Annotated in this window: 13 protein-coding genes; 11 read left to right on the plus strand and 2 right to left on the minus strand. The window is 55.1% G+C overall.

Features of this window, described 5'->3' with window-relative positions:
* Positions 1 to 58: 58 nt before the first annotated feature.
* The 11 genes from nuoE (at position 59) to ABD920_RS02250 (ending at position 13,667) form a co-directional block, all read left to right on the plus strand.
* A complete protein-coding gene (gene nuoE / locus ABD920_RS02200; protein ID WP_345156509.1) occupies positions 59 to 523 on the plus strand; it encodes an NADH-quinone oxidoreductase subunit NuoE in 465 nt (154 codons plus the stop codon).
* A gap of 15 nt (positions 524 to 538) precedes the next feature.
* Positions 539 to 1,837: an NADH-quinone oxidoreductase subunit NuoF gene (gene nuoF / locus ABD920_RS02205; protein ID WP_345156510.1), complete on the plus strand. Its 1,299-nt coding sequence runs from the start codon at positions 539 to 541 to the stop codon at positions 1,835 to 1,837.
* Positions 1,819 to 4,548, plus strand: a complete 2,730-nt coding sequence (gene nuoG / locus ABD920_RS02210) for an NADH-quinone oxidoreductase subunit NuoG (RefSeq protein ID WP_345156511.1) — start codon at positions 1,819 to 1,821, stop codon at positions 4,546 to 4,548. Before nuoF ends, nuoG begins: the two co-directional genes overlap by 19 nt.
* Complete coding sequence (nuoH, locus tag ABD920_RS02215) at positions 4,518 to 5,483, plus strand: NADH-quinone oxidoreductase subunit NuoH (RefSeq protein WP_345156512.1); 966 nt, start codon at positions 4,518 to 4,520, stop codon at positions 5,481 to 5,483. The genes nuoG and nuoH overlap by 31 nt, the downstream gene beginning before the upstream one ends.
* A gap of 396 nt (positions 5,484 to 5,879) precedes the next feature.
* The gene (gene nuoI, locus ABD920_RS02220) at positions 5,880 to 6,395 is read left to right on the plus strand and encodes an NADH-quinone oxidoreductase subunit NuoI (RefSeq protein ID WP_345156513.1); all 516 of its coding nucleotides are present in this window, start codon (positions 5,880 to 5,882) and stop codon (positions 6,393 to 6,395) included.
* A gap of 4 nt (positions 6,396 to 6,399) precedes the next feature.
* Positions 6,400 to 6,936 carry an NADH-quinone oxidoreductase subunit J gene (nuoJ, locus tag ABD920_RS02225; protein ID WP_345156514.1) on the plus strand — a complete coding sequence of 179 codons (537 nt, stop codon included), beginning with the start codon at positions 6,400 to 6,402 and terminating at the stop codon, positions 6,934 to 6,936.
* Positions 6,933 to 7,241 (plus strand): NADH-quinone oxidoreductase subunit NuoK, encoded by a 309-nt coding sequence (gene nuoK / locus ABD920_RS02230; protein WP_345156515.1) that lies wholly within the window; start codon positions 6,933 to 6,935, stop codon positions 7,239 to 7,241. Before nuoJ ends, nuoK begins: the two co-directional genes overlap by 4 nt.
* Positions 7,242 to 7,245: 4 nt before the next feature.
* Complete coding sequence (nuoL, locus tag ABD920_RS02235; RefSeq protein ID WP_345156516.1) at positions 7,246 to 9,132, plus strand: NADH-quinone oxidoreductase subunit L; 1,887 nt, start codon at positions 7,246 to 7,248, stop codon at positions 9,130 to 9,132.
* Positions 9,129 to 10,703, plus strand: a complete 1,575-nt coding sequence (nuoM, locus tag ABD920_RS02240) for an NADH-quinone oxidoreductase subunit M (protein ID WP_345156517.1) — start codon at positions 9,129 to 9,131, stop codon at positions 10,701 to 10,703. Before nuoL ends, nuoM begins: the two co-directional genes overlap by 4 nt.
* A gap of 66 nt (positions 10,704 to 10,769) precedes the next feature.
* Positions 10,770 to 12,230, plus strand: coding sequence for an NADH-quinone oxidoreductase subunit N (locus tag ABD920_RS02245; RefSeq protein WP_345156518.1), 1,461 nt, complete (start codon positions 10,770 to 10,772; stop codon positions 12,228 to 12,230).
* Positions 12,231 to 12,779: 549 nt separating this feature from the next.
* Positions 12,780 to 13,667, plus strand: coding sequence for a dienelactone hydrolase family protein (locus tag ABD920_RS02250; RefSeq protein ID WP_345156519.1), 888 nt, complete (start codon positions 12,780 to 12,782; stop codon positions 13,665 to 13,667).
* 293 nt (positions 13,668 to 13,960) lie between these two features.
* On the opposite strand, the gene ABD920_RS02255 is transcribed toward ABD920_RS02250, so the two are convergent.
* Together ABD920_RS02255 and ABD920_RS02260 are read right to left on the minus strand one after the other, a co-directional pair.
* Positions 13,961 to 14,107 carry a hypothetical protein gene (locus tag ABD920_RS02255; RefSeq protein ID WP_345156520.1) on the minus strand — a complete coding sequence of 49 codons (147 nt, stop codon included), beginning with the start codon at positions 14,105 to 14,107 and terminating at the stop codon, positions 13,961 to 13,963.
* A gap of 14 nt (positions 14,108 to 14,121) precedes the next feature.
* A complete protein-coding gene (locus ABD920_RS02260; protein ID WP_345156521.1) occupies positions 14,122 to 16,467 on the minus strand; it encodes a M56 family metallopeptidase in 2,346 nt (781 codons plus the stop codon).
* Positions 16,468 to 16,474: the final 7 nt, after the last annotated feature.

Genomic DNA, 16,474 nt, shown 5'->3' on the forward strand with positions numbered 1-16,474 from the left:
TGGGCCAGCAGGAGCACAAAATGAACACCAAATTTCTTATTACTTGGCTTATATAGATATGCTGACTGCAGAGGAAAAACACCGGATAGACCATGAAATAAGCTTGGTGCCGTCACCCAAAAATGCCTGCATTGAGGCCCTGAAGGTCGTGCAGCAAAGCCATGGCTGGGTGTCGGATGAGCGCCTGCGGGATGTGGCGGAGTATGTGGGCATGTCAACGGCAGAGTTGGATAGCGTGGCGACGTTCTACAACCTGATCTTCCGGAGACCGGTGGGCAGGCATGTGATTCTGCTCTGTGATAGCATCAGCTGCTATGTGATGGGCTATGAAAATATTCGCGACCAGCTATATCATAAGCTTGGCATAAAATACGGCCAGACCACAGCAGATGGCCGTTTCACCCTGCTCCCCAACTGCTGCCTCGGCACCTGCGACTGTGCCCCCGCCCTGATGATTGACAACGACCTGTACCGTAACCTGACGGTGGAACAACTGGATGAGATACTGAACAAGTATACCTAAAACCAAAGCGGGCCTATGGAGAAGCCGCTTACCCAACACATTGTACCGGGCCGCAAGCCGCTCAACCTGAAAGAATACGAGAAAGTGGGCGGCTACCAGTCTGTGCGCAAAGCACTGAAGATGACACCAACAGAGGTGCAGGCGCTGGTGAAAGACTCAAACCTAAAAGGCCGCGGCGGGGCTGGTTTCAACACCGGCCTGAAGTGGAGCTTCGTACCCATGGGCCCGGATGCGGCATTGCCCAAGTATCTCGTGGCCAACGCCGACGAGATGGAACCCGGCACTTTCAAGGACCGCGTGCTGCTGGAGGGGAACCCGCACCAGCTCATCGAAGGTATGATTGTGGCATCCTATGCTATACAGGCCAGCATCTCCTACGTTTTTCTGAGATGGGCATATAAGCTGGCCGCGAAAGAGATCTCCCAGGCCATCTACGAGGCACATGAAGCTGGGTATTTAGGCAAGGATATTCTGGGCTCCGGCTTTAACCTGGAGATGCACCTGCACACGGGTGTGGGTCGCTACATGTGCGGAGAGGAAACAGCCTTACTGAACGCCCTTGAAGGCAAGCGCGCCAACCCAAGAGCCAAGCCCCCTTTTCCGCAGGTAAGCGGTTTGTTCGGCAAGCCCACCATTGTCAACAACGTGGAGACGCTTTGCAACCTGCCCCACATCGTGAACAACGGCGTGGAATGGTACAAAGGCCTGAGCAAAAGCCCTGATGCAGGCACCAAGCTATATGGCGTGAGCGGCCGCGTGAAAACGCCCGGGTGCTGGGAACTTCCGATGGGCGTCACCATTCGTGAACTACTGGAAGACTATGCAGGCGGTATGCAGGACGGCTACCTTTTCAAAGGCCTCCTTCCCGGCGGGGCCTCCACCGATTTCCTGGTGGAGGAGCACCTCGACGTACCCATGGACTTCGGCTCCATACAGGCGGCGGGCAGCCGGATGGGCACAGGCACCATGATCATCCTCGATGACCAGACCTGTCCGGTTGGCTTCGTGCACAACCTGCAGCACTTCTTCGCGCAGGAATCGTGCGGTTTTTGCACGCCATGCCGCGAGGGCCTTCCCTGGGTGGAGAAAATACTGCTTGCCCTGGACAGCGGCGAAGGCAAGCCTGAACACCTCCTCACACTCGATTTTCATACCAAATACCTGGGCCCCGGCAACACCTTTTGCGCGTTGGCACCCGGCGCCATGGAACCTCTGCAGAGCGCTCTGAAATACTTCAGAGAGGATTTTGAACGGCACATTCACGAACACCACTGTCCCTGGAGCAAGAGCAAAGCATGGCAACCATCTATATAGATAACACACCCTACGAAGTGAAAGCAGGCAAGAACCTGCTCGAAGCCTGCCTCACCCTCGGCAAGGATCTGCCCTACTTCTGCTGGCACCCTGCCATGGGCTCCATCGGCGCCTGCCGCCAGTGCGCCGTGAAAGTATATAGAGACGAAAACGACACCAAAGGCAAGCTCTTCATGTCGTGCATGGAGCAGGTGCGCGAGGGGATGCGCATCTCCATTGCTGACCTGGAGGCGAAGGAATTCCGTGCCCACGTCATCGGCTGGCTCATGACAAACCACCCCCACGACTGCGCCGTCTGCGATGAGGGTGGCGCGTGCCATCTGCAGGACATGACCGTGATGACGGGTCACAACTACCGGGAATACCGCTTCGACAAACGCACCTATATAAACCAGTACCTCGGCCCGTTCCTCAACCACGAGATGAACCGCTGCATCCAGTGCTACCGCTGTGTGCGCTACTATAAGGATTATGCCGGGGGAAAGGACCTTGACGTTTTCGCCGCCCACAATCATTTATACTTTGGCCGGGCCGAGGATGGCGTGCTGGAGAGTGAGTTCAGCGGCAATCTGGCGGAGGTCTGCCCCACCGGTGTTTTTACGGATAAAACCCTGAAGCAGCATTATACCCGTAAATGGGACCTGACCATGGCCCCCTCCGTGTGCCACCACTGCAGCCTCGGCTGCAACACCACCGCAGGCGAACGCTACGGCACCATCCGGAGCATCACCAACCGCTACAACGGCGAGGTGAACGGCTACTTCCTGTGCGACCGCGGCCGCTTTGGGTATGAATTTTTGAACAGCGCCGGCCGGGTGCGCAAGCCGCTTGTGCGCAGCCAACTGCCTGAAGCCACCGATAAATATACTGCCCTTAAAACTGCGGCATCTGTCATAAAGGTCGGCCGGGCCATCGGGATCGGTTCACCACGCGCTTCCCTGGAGTCGAACTACGTACTCAAGAAGCTGGTGGGCGAAGATAATTTCCATCACGGCGTATCGGACACAGACCATATCATGGTGGATATGGCCCTGAGTATCCTGCGCCACGGGTCCGCACGAACGCCCTCCCTGCGGGAAGTGGAGAAAGCGGATGCCGTGTTTATACTGGGGGAGGACCTGACTAACACCGCGCCGATGCTGGCGCTCGCCGTGCGGCAGTCGGTAAGGCAGCAGCCCCTGCTGGAGCAGGTCTCCACGGCTAATATCCCGGTGTGGCAGGATGCAGCCGTGCGCGAACTCGTGCAAACGGAAAAGGGGCCGCTATATATCGCCCACTACACCCCCACCAAACTCGATGAACTAGCCACGCAGACCTTCTTAGACACACCTGAGGCCATCAGCCGCTTAGGTTTCGCGGTCGCCAATCTGATCCATCCGGAGTCTCCGGAGGTGAGGGGGATGACGGCGGAGGACCTGGCGCTCGCACAGCAGATAGCTGACAGCCTGATGGCCGCCAACAACCCTTTGATCATCTCCGGGGCATCCTCCGGCAGCGACCGTGTGTTGAAGGCCGCCGCCAACATCGCCAATGCCTTATGCGCACGGGAAAAGGCCGCCGGGATAAGCCTGGTGGTACCGGAGTGCAACAGCATGGGCCTGGCCCTGCTCGGGGGGCACAAACTGGAATCAGCTTTTGAGGCGGTACTCAACGGTTATGCCGACACTGTCATTATCCTGGAGAACGACCTCTACCGCCTGGCAGGCGCCGGAGCGGTTAACCAGTTCCTGGACAGCTGCAAGCAGGTCATCGTACTGGACCACCTGCACAACGCCACCACCGAAAAAGCGGATATACTTTTCCCGGCCGCCCCCTTTTCCGAAGCCGATGGCACGCTCGTCAACAACGAGGGGCGGGCACAGCGCTTTTTCCAGGTGCACCCCACACAAGAGGAGATACAGGAGAGCTGGCATTGGCTGGCCGAGCTGGGTACCATTATGGCAGAGGAGCAAATCAGCAACTGGCATGGCTACGACGATATCGTAAAGGCCATAGCAAAAGAAACCCCGGAGCTGAAGGGCATTGGGAAAGTCGCGCCGTCCTCAGAGTTCCGTATTACCGGGCAAAAAATCCCGCGGGCACCGCACCGCTTCAGCGGCCGCACCGCAATAGTCGCTAATGTTCATGTGAGCGAGCCAAAGCCTTCCGAAGACCCTGATTCCCCCCTCTCCTACACTATGGAAGGCTACCGCGGACAGCCCCCATCAGCCGCGATCCCATTTTTCTGGGCCCCGGGCTGGAACTCCGTGCAGGCAACGAACAAGTACCAGCAGGAAGTGGGTGGCCACCTGAAGGGCGGCGACCCCGGGGTACGCCTGATCGCACCCGACAGCACAACGCATTTCTCGACGGCCGTGCCGCCGAAGTTTGTCCCGCTGGAAGGGCACCTGTTCATGCTGCCGTTGCATCACACTTTTGGGTCCGAAGAGCTCAGCAGTCACTCGCCCTCAGTGAGGGAGCGTATTCCGGGCCCTTATGTCGCTGTTAATGCGGGCGATGCACTGCGGATGAAGCTGGAAGAGGGGCAGCTGCTGAGCTTTTCCATAGAAGGGCATGTTTACCAGCTGCCCCTGACCACGAGCCGCAGCGTACCCAGCGGCACAGCCGGTTTGCCGCTCGGCTTACCCGGCGTTCAATTTGCCGATTTGCCTGCCTGGGCCAACCTAAACAGAGATATAACATGGAAGAAGCAGCCCCAAACTACTTTCTGATCATCGGCGGCGTGTTGTTCGTCATGCTCAACGTGGCGGCTTTGCTCATATGGGTGGAGCGGCGCTTGCTGGCCCTTTTTCAGGACCGGTACGGACCAAACCGGGCGGGGCCATTTGGCTTGTTCATTGTAGCAGCCGATTCGCTCAAGCTTTTTTTCAAGGAGGATTGGATACCGCCGTTTGCGGATAAGCCCGTGTTTGTGCTGGCTCCTGCCATTGTGGTGGTCACCGTGTTGATGAGCTTTGTTGTGATCCCTTTCGCCCCGGGCATTATCGTGGCGGACCTGAACATTGGCTTGCTGTTCTTCCTGGCGATGTCTTCGATGGGTGCTTACAGCGTGATCCTGGGCGGGTGGGCATCCAACAACAAGTACAGCCTGCTGGGGGCCATGCGCGGCGCGGCGCAGATGATATCCTACGAGGTGTTTATGGGACTGGCGTTGATGGGCGTGGTGCTCCTGAGCGGCTCCTTTAACCTGCGGGAGATCGTGGAAGCGCAGCGGGGGCTGTGGTTCATCATCCCGCAGTTCATCGGGTTTATGATCTTTTTTATCGCCGGCATCGCCGAAACACACCGCCTGCCATTTGACATACCGGAGGCCGAGAGTGAGCTTGTCGCGGGTTTCCACTCAGAGTACTCGGGCATGAAGTTCGGGATGTTCTTCATAGGCGAGTATATGGGCATCACGCTCATCTCCTGTATGCTGGTCACGCTGTACTTTGGCGGCTGGCTCGGCCCGGAATTCCTGCCGCCTGTGGTTTGGTTCATCCTGAAAACGCTTTTCTTCCTCTGTGTCTTTATCCTGCTGCGCGCCTCCATGCCGCGCCCGCGGTATGATCAGTTGATGGAGTACGGCTGGAAAGTCCTGCTGCCCCTCACGCTGGTGAACCTGATGGTGACGGCTGCGGTGGTGCTGTGGCTGAATGAAGGATGATGGTTGAATTTGGATATGAGAAGATTTGGAAATGAAGACTATGATTTAAAGCGAGAGCTATGACTGATGAGTAAGAATTCCAACCACCCCTGCCCCTCCTTGTCCAAGGAGGTGAGTCGGAATTACTGCTATATAAGTCAATCATTATAGTGAGCGACATTATAGTTACGAAATCATATATAAATCATATATAAAATTTTAAAGGCTCGTGCTACAAAACTGTTCAGGAGAAGGAGTAATAAAAAATCCCCTCCTGGAGGTAGAGGCCCTCGAAAAGGACAAGGAGGGGTTAGGGGTGGTTTGACCCAGCACAGCCAAAAGCAAAAGCATTACCCGACCTCACAGCATCTTCAAGAACTGTGAGCGTCTTCAAACTCTAAAACGAAAGGAGCAGCTATGTTTAGTTTGTTGCGCAGTATGTGGCTCACGTTTCTGCATGCGTTCCATAAGCGCGAAACGATCCAGTACCCCGAGGAGAAGGTAAGACTCGCACCGCGGTGGCGGGGCCGCATTGTGCTGACGCGTGACCCGGACGGTGGCGAGCGCTGCGTGGCCTGTAACCTCTGCGCCGCCGCCTGCCCCGTGGACTGCATCTCTTTGCAGGCCACCGAAGACGAGACCGGCCGCCGGTACCCTGACTTTTTCCGCATCAATTTCTCGCGCTGCATCTTCTGCGGCTACTGCGAAGAGGCCTGCCCCACCTACGCCATCCAGCTCACCCCTGACTTCGAGATGGGCGAGTACAACCGGCAGAACCTGGTATATGAGAAAAAGGACCTGCTCATCAACAGCGAAGGCAAGTACCCGGGCTATAACTACTACAAAGTAGCCGGGATGGCCATCGGCGGAAAAGGAAAAGGCGAGGCCGAAAACGAAGCCCCTCCGGTAGACATCAAAAGTTTAATCCCCTAAAACCATGGAACTGACTTTCTATATAGCCGCAGCGGTCGCCATTCTTTCCACCATCATGGTGATCACGCGCTACAACATGATTCACGCCCTGCTCTACCTTGTCGTGTCTTTTCTGGCCGTGGCTGTCGTTTTCTTCACGCTGGGGGCTCCCTTTATGGCGGCGCTCGAGGTGATCATATATGCCGGGGCGATTGTGGTGCTCATCATCTTTGTGATCATGATGCTGAACCTGACCCGAGAGGATGTGCAGCGGGAGAAGGAATGGCTGCAGCCCTCAGTATGGGTGGGTCCTGCCATCCTATCGGCGGTGCTGCTGGCCGAGCTGGTCTATATCATAACCGCTGCTGACCCTGTTCAGACCGAGGCGCTGGTGGCCGTGGATGCGAAGGTGGTGGGGCTGGCCTTGTTCGGCCCATATGTGCTGGGGGTGCAGCTAAGCGGCATCCTGCTGATGGCGGGCATCGTGGGAGCGTATCACCTGGGCAGGCAGAAGAAAAAGGTTATTCACCGGTTTTTACAGGAAAGGAGCTCCGCCGCATGAGTACCGCCTATATGGAAGCCGCCCTCCTGCTGGCAGGCATACTTTTTATGCTCGGGTTGATCAGCGTGCTGATCCGGCGCAATATCATCTTCATGCTCATATCGGTGGAGATCATGCTGAACGCGGCGGGGCTGGCTTTTATCGTGGCGGGCACGCGCTGGGTGCAGCCCGACGGGCAGATCATGTTCATTTTCATCCTCACCATGGCCGCCGCCGAAGTGTCCGTTGGCCTGGCGCTCATTCTCCAGATATACCACCAACTCAAAACGCTCAACAGCGACGCAGCCAATGTTATGAAAGGATAGGATTATGGAAAACTTACTCTGGTTAATTCCCGCATTGCCTTTTTTAGGGGCGCTGCTGCTGATACTTTTCGGCAACAGGCTGTCGCGCACGCTGGTGGGGGTGCTTGGGGTGGGGAGCGTCGGCATTGCTGCGCTCATCACCATTCTTTTAGGGATCGAGTTTCTCTCTGAGAGGCCGGCTTTTTACCACCAGGAAGTGTGGCAGTGGTTTCTTGTGGCAGGATTCAACCCTTCCATCGCGTTTCACCTGGACGCGCTTTCGATGGTGTTCGTTTTCGTCATCACCTTCGTCGGCTTTCTCATCCATATCTACTCCACCGCCTATATGGCCGAGGATGCGGATTTCTCCCGTTTCTTTGCCTGCATGAATCTTTTCGTGGGTTCGATGCTGATGCTGGTGATGGCTGATAATCTGCTGCTCTTATACCTGGGATGGGAAGGCGTGGGTTTGTGCAGTTACCTGCTCATCGGCTTCTGGTACAAGGAGCCGGCCAACGGCTACGCCGCCCGCAAAGCATTCATTATCACGCGTGTCGGGGACACGGCCATGGCGATCGGGCTTTTCATGCTGTTCCAGGCTTTCGGCACGCTCCACATTCAAACCATCCTCACTGAGGCGCCTGATACCTGGGCGGTGGGCTCGCAGATGGCGGTGATCGTGGCCCTGCTGCTGCTGGGCGGCGCCGTTGGAAAATCAGGCCAGTTGCCGCTGCAGACCTGGCTACCCGATGCCATGGCGGGCCCCACGCCCGTATCAGCGCTCATACACGCGGCCACGATGGTAACCGCCGGGGTATACCTGATCGCACGGATGTACGTCATCTTCGACCTGGCCCCAGTGGCGCAATTGGCGGTGGCAGTGATCGGGGCAGTCACCTTGCTGATTGCCGGTTTCTCCGCCCTCACGCAATACGACCTGAAACGGGTGCTCGCCTATTCTACTATCAGTCAGATCGGCTATATGTTTCTGGCTTTAGGCGTGGGCGCCTGGTCGGCGGGTATTTTCCACTTCATGATTCATGCCTTTTTCAAGGCGCTGCTGTTCCTGTGTGCCGGGGCTATCATCCTGGCGCTGCACCACGAGCAGGACATGCGAAAGATGGGCGGCCTGCGCCACAGCATGCCGGTGGTGTACTGGACTTTCCTGATCGGGGCGGCCTCGCTGGCGGCGCTGCCCATCATCACCGCCGGTTTCTACAGCAAAGACCAAATATTGTGGTATACCCTGGCTGGGCCTGTTGGCAGCATCTGGTTATATATGGCCGGGCTTATCGGGGCTTTCATCACTTCCATCTATACCTTCCGGATGGTGTTCATGACGTTCTACGGCGAGAGCAAGACGCATGTCGCGCATCCACCGGGTAAAGTCATCACCATTCCTTTGATCATACTCGCCGTGCTCTCTTTGGTGGGCGGGTTTATTGAGCTGCCGCACAACTTCGCGCATGTGGTGCTGTTCTCGGATCTGATGGCGCCGGTGCTGCCCGGCATTATGGCAAACGAGCTGATGGCGGCAAACGAGTGGGTGTTTCAGGTGCTGGCCGCCGTGGTGTCGCTTGCCGGGGTTTATGTCGCTTATCTCTTCTACCTGAAACGCCCCTCGCTGCTGCAAAGCCTGGACCGCTCTGACACTGCCATGGCCCTGCACCGGTTCTGGCACTCGGGCTGGGGCTTCGATGCGCTGTATGATGCGCTGCTGGTGCGGCCCTATGTGTTCCTCTCCAACCTCAACAAGCGCGACATTATCGACAGTTTCTACACGGGCCTTGCCCGCATGGCAGAAGGTTTCCATGAGATGTTTTCGGCCACGCAAAACGGTGTGCTGCGCCACTACGTGCTGGGCGTTGTGGTCGGTGCCATTATGATTCTCACCATAAGTCTACTCCTATGATACTTGTCTGGCTGATCGTGATCCTGATGGCTGGCGGACTGCTGGCCTGGCTGTCCAAAAAGTGGCACCCGGTGCTGCCCCGCTGGATTTCCCTTGCAGCCGTCCTCCTCGACCTAGTGTTGGTCGTTTATATATGGCTGCGTACGCCAGCCGCCACTTTGGGTGCCTCTCCCTGGCTCATCCAGCTCAACCTGCCCTGGATTCCGCAGTGGGGTGTAAACTTTATCCTGGCCCTGGATGGGATGAGCCTGCTTATGCTGCTCCTCACATTCTTCCTGGGCCTGCTGGCGGTGCTTGTTTCGTGGCGGGAGATCCAAACCAAATCCGGCTTCTTCCACTTCAACCTGCTGTGGGTGCTGGCGGGCATCACCGGGGTTTTCCTCACCCTCGACCTGTTCCTGTTCTACTTTTTCTGGGAGGTGATGCTCATCCCGATGTACTTCCTGATCGGCATCTGGGGCCACGAGAACCGCAACTACGCCGCTTATAAGTTCTTCATCTTCACGCAGGCCAGCGGCTTGCTCATGCTGCTGTCCATACTCGCTCTCTTCTTTATCCACGGCAGCCAGACAGGCACCTATACGTTCAATTACTTCGAACTGCTCGACACCCCCCTGGCGTTGGGCACAGGCCGGCTGCTGATGTTCGGTTTCCTGGCGGCTTTCCTGGTGAAACTGCCTGTGGTGCCGTTCCACTCCTGGCTACCCGATGCCCACTCCCAGGCCCCCACAGCGGGGAGTATCATCCTGGCCGGCCTGCTCCTCAAAACAGGGGCTTATGGGTTGCTGCGCTTCGTGCTGCCGCTGTTTCCGGCTGCGGCCGTGGAGTTTGCGCCCTGGGCCATGCTGCTGGGGGTGATCGGGATTATCTATGGCGCCATCCTCGCCTACTCCCAAACGGATCTGAAACGGCTGGTGGCCTACACCAGCGTAAGCCATATGGGCTTTGTGATCCTCGGCGTGTTTGCCTTCAACGAACTGGCGCTGCAGGGCGTGGTGATGCAGATGATTGCGCACGGCCTCAGCACCGGAGCCCTCTTCATCATTGCCGGCCTGCTGTACGAGCGCCTGCACACCCGCGACATTCAGCTGATGGGCGGCTTCTGGTCGAAGGCGCCGAAGCTGGGCGTGTTCGCCATGATTTTCGTGATGGCTTCGCTGGGCCTGCCGGGCCTGGGAAATTTTATAGCGGAGTTCCTGACGCTGGTGGGCGCCTGGCAGGCGAACAACTGGCTCACGGTTTTCGCCACCATCGGGCTGGTCATGGCCACGGCGTACTCGCTGCGCATCATGCAGAAAGTGTTTTTCGAGCCAGCCCCGGCAGAGCACCCGCTGCCTGACCTGAGCCCGCGGGAGATGCTCATAGCCCTTCCGATGGTGGTGATGATTCTCTGGCTCGGCCTCTACCCGCAGCCTGTGCTGGATATGGCCCGCCCCGCTATTAACCAGCAGCTGCAGGCCTATATCACTTTACCGGCAGAAGAAGCGGCTGCGGTTCCGGTAGCCGCCTTGCAGGCAGAGAAAACAGACACCGTTTATTATGAGATTTTATTGCGAACCGATAAAAGGTAGTGACTGCGATGAGTTAAAAGAGTGAATAAAGCTTCTAATCGAGAATAAAAAATAAAGCCCCCAAACATGAGCCAGAACGATTTCCTCCACCTGCTGCCGCTGCTCATCCTGACTTTTGCCGTGCTCATCATCATGCTGGTCATCGCGGCGTGGCGCAACCACAAGATCATCTACGTCATCACGGCTATATCCTTTGTGGCTGCGTTTCTGTCGCTCTTCGAGCTTCGGGATATAGCGCCCTACACCATCGAGCCGCTGCTGGTGATCGACGGGTTTGCCGTATTTTATATCGGGATGATGCTGGCAACGGCGCTGCTCATCAGCATGCTTTCTTACGCCTATTTTGAGCAACAGAAAGAGCAGAAGGAAGAGTATTACATTCTCCTGATCCTGGCGACGCTGGGTGCCTGCGTACTCGTTATCAGCAAGCATTTTGCGTCGCTTTTCCTGGGCCTGGAAGTGCTGAGCGTGTCGCTTTACGCATTGGTATCATACCTCCGCGTGCGGGAGCGCTCCGACGAGGCCGGGATCAAATACCTGATCCTGGCTGCTTTCTCTTCGGCTTTCCTGCTGTTCGGGATGGCCCTCGTCTACTTCAGCACCGGCACCATGACCTTTGAAGGCATAGCCGCCGCCATGGCAACATTTCAGGAGCTTCCGCTACTGCTGCTCACCGGCTTCGGGCTGATGATCATCGGCATCGGGTTTAAGCTGAGCCTTGTGCCTTTCCATATGTGGACGCCCGACGTGTACGAGGGCGCCCCCGTTCCGGTCTCAGCCTTTGTGGCCACCGTGTCCAAAGGCGGGGTGCTGGGCCTGCTGATCCGGTTTTTTATGGAGGTAGACGGTTTCCGGTACCCGACGCTCATGCTCATATTCACTATTGTCGCCATCGCCTCTATGTTTGCCGGCAACCTGCTGGCGCTGATGCAGAAAAACGTGAAGCGCATCCTCGCCTATTCCTCCATTTCGCACCTGGGCTATCTGCTGGTGGCATTCCTGGCCGGCAACCAGATGGGCGTAGAGGCCGTTACGTTTTACCTCGTGGCTTATTTCATCACGACGGTTGGTGCTTTCGGCACAGTGGCCATGCTGTCCGGGGAGTTGCGCGACGCTGAGTTCATAGATGATTTCCGCGGCCTGCTCTGGCGCCGCCCCTGGTCCGCACTCGTTTTCACGGCGATGCTGCTTTCACTGGCGGGTATTCCGCTCACGGCGGGGTTTGTCGGGAAATTCTATATACTGGCGGCGGGGGTGAATACGCAGCTGTGGCTGCTCGTGGTGATGCTGGTGCTCAACAGCGTGATCGGTTTATATTATTACATCAAGATCATCGCGGTGATGTTCCAGCAAACGGATGCAGGGATGGAGCCACGGCAACGGTTACGCCCGTCAATCTACCTGGCCAGTGTGGGCACGCTTGCCGTGTTGCTTTTCCTGCTGTTCGGTATCGGCATTTACCCCACCTACCTTCTCAACATCATCACTGCCATGCTTGACAATTTCAACACGCTAAGCCTGCGCTAAAGTTGTGTTGAGTTGACGATAAGCTATATATAGGTTGTCATTAAACCTTCAGCCTCGGAACAAGGATTGATCCGCCGTCTATTTAGCAAAGTCAGCCCTTGTGGATGCCTTGATCCTATTCATATCCGAAATTTAATTCTTTTCCGCTTTAACGACGACAGGAGAATCAAACAGCCAAACCGTGATGAAATGGTCTATACCCAAATCAACTGAATGCTGCGCATGAAGCTGTTCTGAAAAACCCATCCCTGCCTCTCAGGGAAGAATCTGCAGATAGGTGAAATGGAATGCTCATGAACCAATCTTTAGGGTATAGCTGCTGGAAACTTATCTGCTTTAGGAAATGCCGAAAGCAAGGCATGAGCAGATACTGTTGATTAAGCGAAAAAGCAGAACCGGCGGCAGCACTACAGGCCTTTTCCGCCTCATATTTATCTTCATAAAAGCCGGGAGGAAAGTTTTACCAGGCACGCTTAATAAAAGTGGGATTCGATGGCTTCGGTAAGGTGGAATTCCTTAAATTTAAGGTAAACACGAACACAGACTATCATGGACGAAATCAAAAAAGAAGATATCAAACAGGAAGTGTTTGACTTATATGATGACTATGCGCACAACCGGGTCAACAGGCGCGACTTCATGCAAAAGCTTTCCACCTATGCCGTGGGAGGCCTTACCATTGCGTCCCTTATGAGTTTTCTGATGCCCGATTACAAGGGTGCCATCCAGGTTAAACCAGATGATCCCCGCTTAAAATCGGAGTACATCCATTACCAGTCTGAGAAAGGCGGCGGCACAATCAAAGCATTGCTTTCAAAGCCTGCCGATGCGGACAAGAAACTCGGCGGCATTGTGGTGGTGCATGAAAACCGGGGGTTGAACCCACACATTGAGGATGTGGCAAGAAGGGCCGCCCTGGCAGGCTTTGTCTCCATTGCCCCCGATGCTTTGACGCCGTTAGGCGGTTATCCGGGGACGGACGACGAAGGCCGCGCGCTGCAAAGCAAGCGCGACAGAGACGAAATGCTGGAGGATTTTATTGCTGCCTATGATTACCTGAAAAACCACAAGGACTGTAATGGCAAAGTCGGCGTAGTTGGTTTTTGCTTTGGCGGGTGGATATCGAACATGATGGCGGTGCGCATCCCGGATTTGGCGGCTGCCGTTCCGTTTTATGGTGGCCAGCCTGCGGTCGAGGACGTTCCCAAGATTAAGGCTCCCCTCCTCCTGCACTATGCTGAACTGGATACCCGCGTGAATGAGGGCTGGCCAGCCTACGAAGCTGCGCTGAAAGAGCACAACAAAGAATATACGGCTTATATGTACGCCAATGCCAACCATGGCTTTCACAACGACACCACGCCGCGTTACGACAAAGCGGCGGCGGAGCTTGCCTGGAAGCGCACTATTGATTTTTTCAAGGAGAAACTGACGTAACGAACTCCGGCTTTTGGTGATTGCTTAAACGGCCTTTCATTTAATATAAGCTACCATTTTAAAAATGGTTCAGACTCTTCAGGCAGTGTAAAGAAGCACTGCGGGACCAGAAGCAAGAGAAGTCCAGTCTGGCAGTTTAAACTCTATCCTGCCAGGCTGCTGCTTTTATCACGGCAACTGTTTTTGAAAACCGCAATAGGACGGAGAGATATAACAACACTGCGCTCACCTGGCATACTTATCAAACTTTGAGTTTGACAGGCAAATAACAGCGGCCTTTCTGACAACCAGCTTTAATTACCGGTGCGGTTCAGTTCGTCCAGGCTGTTGCGGCGGCGCTCGTCAATTTCGGCGCCCTTGCTAAAGTTGTAGCGCAAGGTCAGCCCCACGTTGCGGTTGCAGAAATACTGGTCAAAATCGTTGACGTTCCCCTCCCTCACGCTGGCGGCGCTGCTTATTTCTTCTTTTTCAGCGATTCCAGGGCCATGCCGTGTATCTTCAACGTGACGTACTCATCCACCGTCTCCAGTTTATATCCCTCCTTTTTGGCTTTCTGGATGAATTCGCTGTCGATGCCATGGATTTTTGCTGCCACCGCATCGTCCATGCTGAGGTTCTGGAGGCCCGCCTTTTTCAGTTCCGCCACGTAGGAGGCATCCACATCGTGTATCTGCGCCGTCAGGATGTCCCTGTACGAAAGGTCTTTGAAGCCCATGTTACGGATCTCATTGGCAGAGGCGGCAGTAAGTCCGTGGATTCTGGCCTCAATGACCTCATCCAGGGTTAGCTTGCCGAAGCCTGCGGATTTCAAGTCTGTTATATAGGAGGCATCCACGCCATGGATTTTAACTTGCATCATTTTGTCGAGGGGCAGTTCTCCAAATCCAAGTGCCTGTATCTCTTTGATCCGGATTGGATTCAGGCCATGTATTTTGGCCTCTATCATTTTATCCATGGTCATATCAGCGAAACCTGCTTTGCGCATACTCTGGATATAGGCACCGTTCACGCCGTGTATCTTTGCCTCCATCATCTTCTTGAGGGGTAGGTTTTTGAAGCCCTGCGCTTGCAGTTCCTGCACATAGGCCTGATCAATCCCGTGAATCTTGGCTTCCACCACTTCCCTGACAGATGGTTTTTTGTCGCCGTACTCCTCGAACAAAGCCATATACCCCTGGTAATCCTTCATCGGGATGCCATGAATGGCGAGTTCCAGCAGCCGCTCTCCCTCCAGTGTATTGTTATTCTTCCAGAGGAACTCGACATAGCGCTTGTCTATATCACCCAGGAACAGATGGAACATAAAATTCTTTTCATCGCCTAGCAGCTTGTTATCGGCGAGGTATTTTTTAAAGGAAGCGTCTGGTGTGAAAGTGTACTTTCCCTGGCTCACTTCAGCCTCCAGGTTACCCGTAAACTGAAGCGTTCCTGTTTCTTTCGTCAGCATATAGAGTTTATTCCCCTTCTTCCGGAAAAGTCCTTTATCGAAGCACCTGGATATATTCCAGCTCGAAGTGTTCCTGCTTCCCTTCAGGTCGAGGCAATACTGGTTATTCTCCTGGTGACTGTACCAGTAACCAGCATTCATATCGGTATCTGATCCCTGTATGCTCATGGAGTTTTTGCGTTTTTCGGCTGTTTTCACCCGTTCCTTTTCTGCATTAGCCTGCTCTTTCCCCGCCTTTTCAGGATTAACCTGCTGCTCATCCGCATTTGCGTTTACTGGTTCCGGCTCATCATTCACTTGAGAGGGTGCAGAAAAATCCCATACGGTGAAGTCATGCAGCGTTGCGTTGGCAGGGAGCGTTGTGCTGCTGGCAGGCTCGTTCAGAAATAGGATAGTTACGAAGAACAGCGGGGCCAGGAAAGAGTATTTCCAGTAGCTGTGCGGTGTTGATTTCTGTGCGTTCATTCTCATGATTCTTTGTTTTAACAGCGACTGATTATAGTTAGTGGTGATGCTGAGCGGTTTATTCGGGCAGGCAATGCGCAGGAGGCTCAGTTGGTACTGGTGCTTATTCACCGGCACTTCCTGCAGCAGCAGCGCGTCGGTCTGGTACTCCACGTTCTTTTCTATTTCCCTTTTGTACAACCACATGAGCGGGTTAAACCACAGCACGATCACAGCGATCTCCGCCAGCAGCATGTCGAGCGTGTGTCCCTTGCGTGCATGTATTTTCTCATGCGCGATGATCTGTTCGTAGGTCGCGAAATCGTATCCTTCAGGGTATATAAAGAGGTAGTGGAAGAAAGAACAGGGAGCCTGCTCCTTTTCCATATTGACGATTACAAAATCCCCGTCCCTTATCTTGTCGGCGCTTGCGAAAACACGGATGAGAAGACTGCCAGCCTGCAGGAGGAGATTCAGCGTGAATACCGCCACCCCAAAAAGGTACAGCAGCCCCAGCCAGTACAACCAGTCTGCCTGCAAGGTAAATGAGACATTATCCATGCCTTCGCCCCTCTCTTCGATGCGATAGGAAGGTCGGCCTGGAGCCGCAGAAATCTCAACCTGCTCCCCTGCCGCCGCTTCCGGTGGAAACACGATCTGAGGAGAAGTTGCTGCAGGTGGCGGCGTTTGTGCTTCAGGCGGTGTGGCTGGCTGAAAAACGGTTTCCATATATCCCTGGTGGCTCACGAGCTGCGGCAACTCCACAAAAGGCAAGGCAAATGCAAGCACGATGCTCAGCAGAAGATAAAACCGGTTTGCCGTAAAAAAGCTTTCCTGCTGCAGCACGCTTTTGTAAAATAGCAGGGCCACCCCAAGCACGACAGAAACTTTCAGAAGATAAATGAACATGGCTCAG

It is taken from the genome of Pontibacter saemangeumensis (assembly GCF_039541895.1).
In the GTDB taxonomy this organism is placed as follows: Bacteria; Bacteroidota; Bacteroidia; order Cytophagales; family Hymenobacteraceae; genus Pontibacter; species Pontibacter saemangeumensis.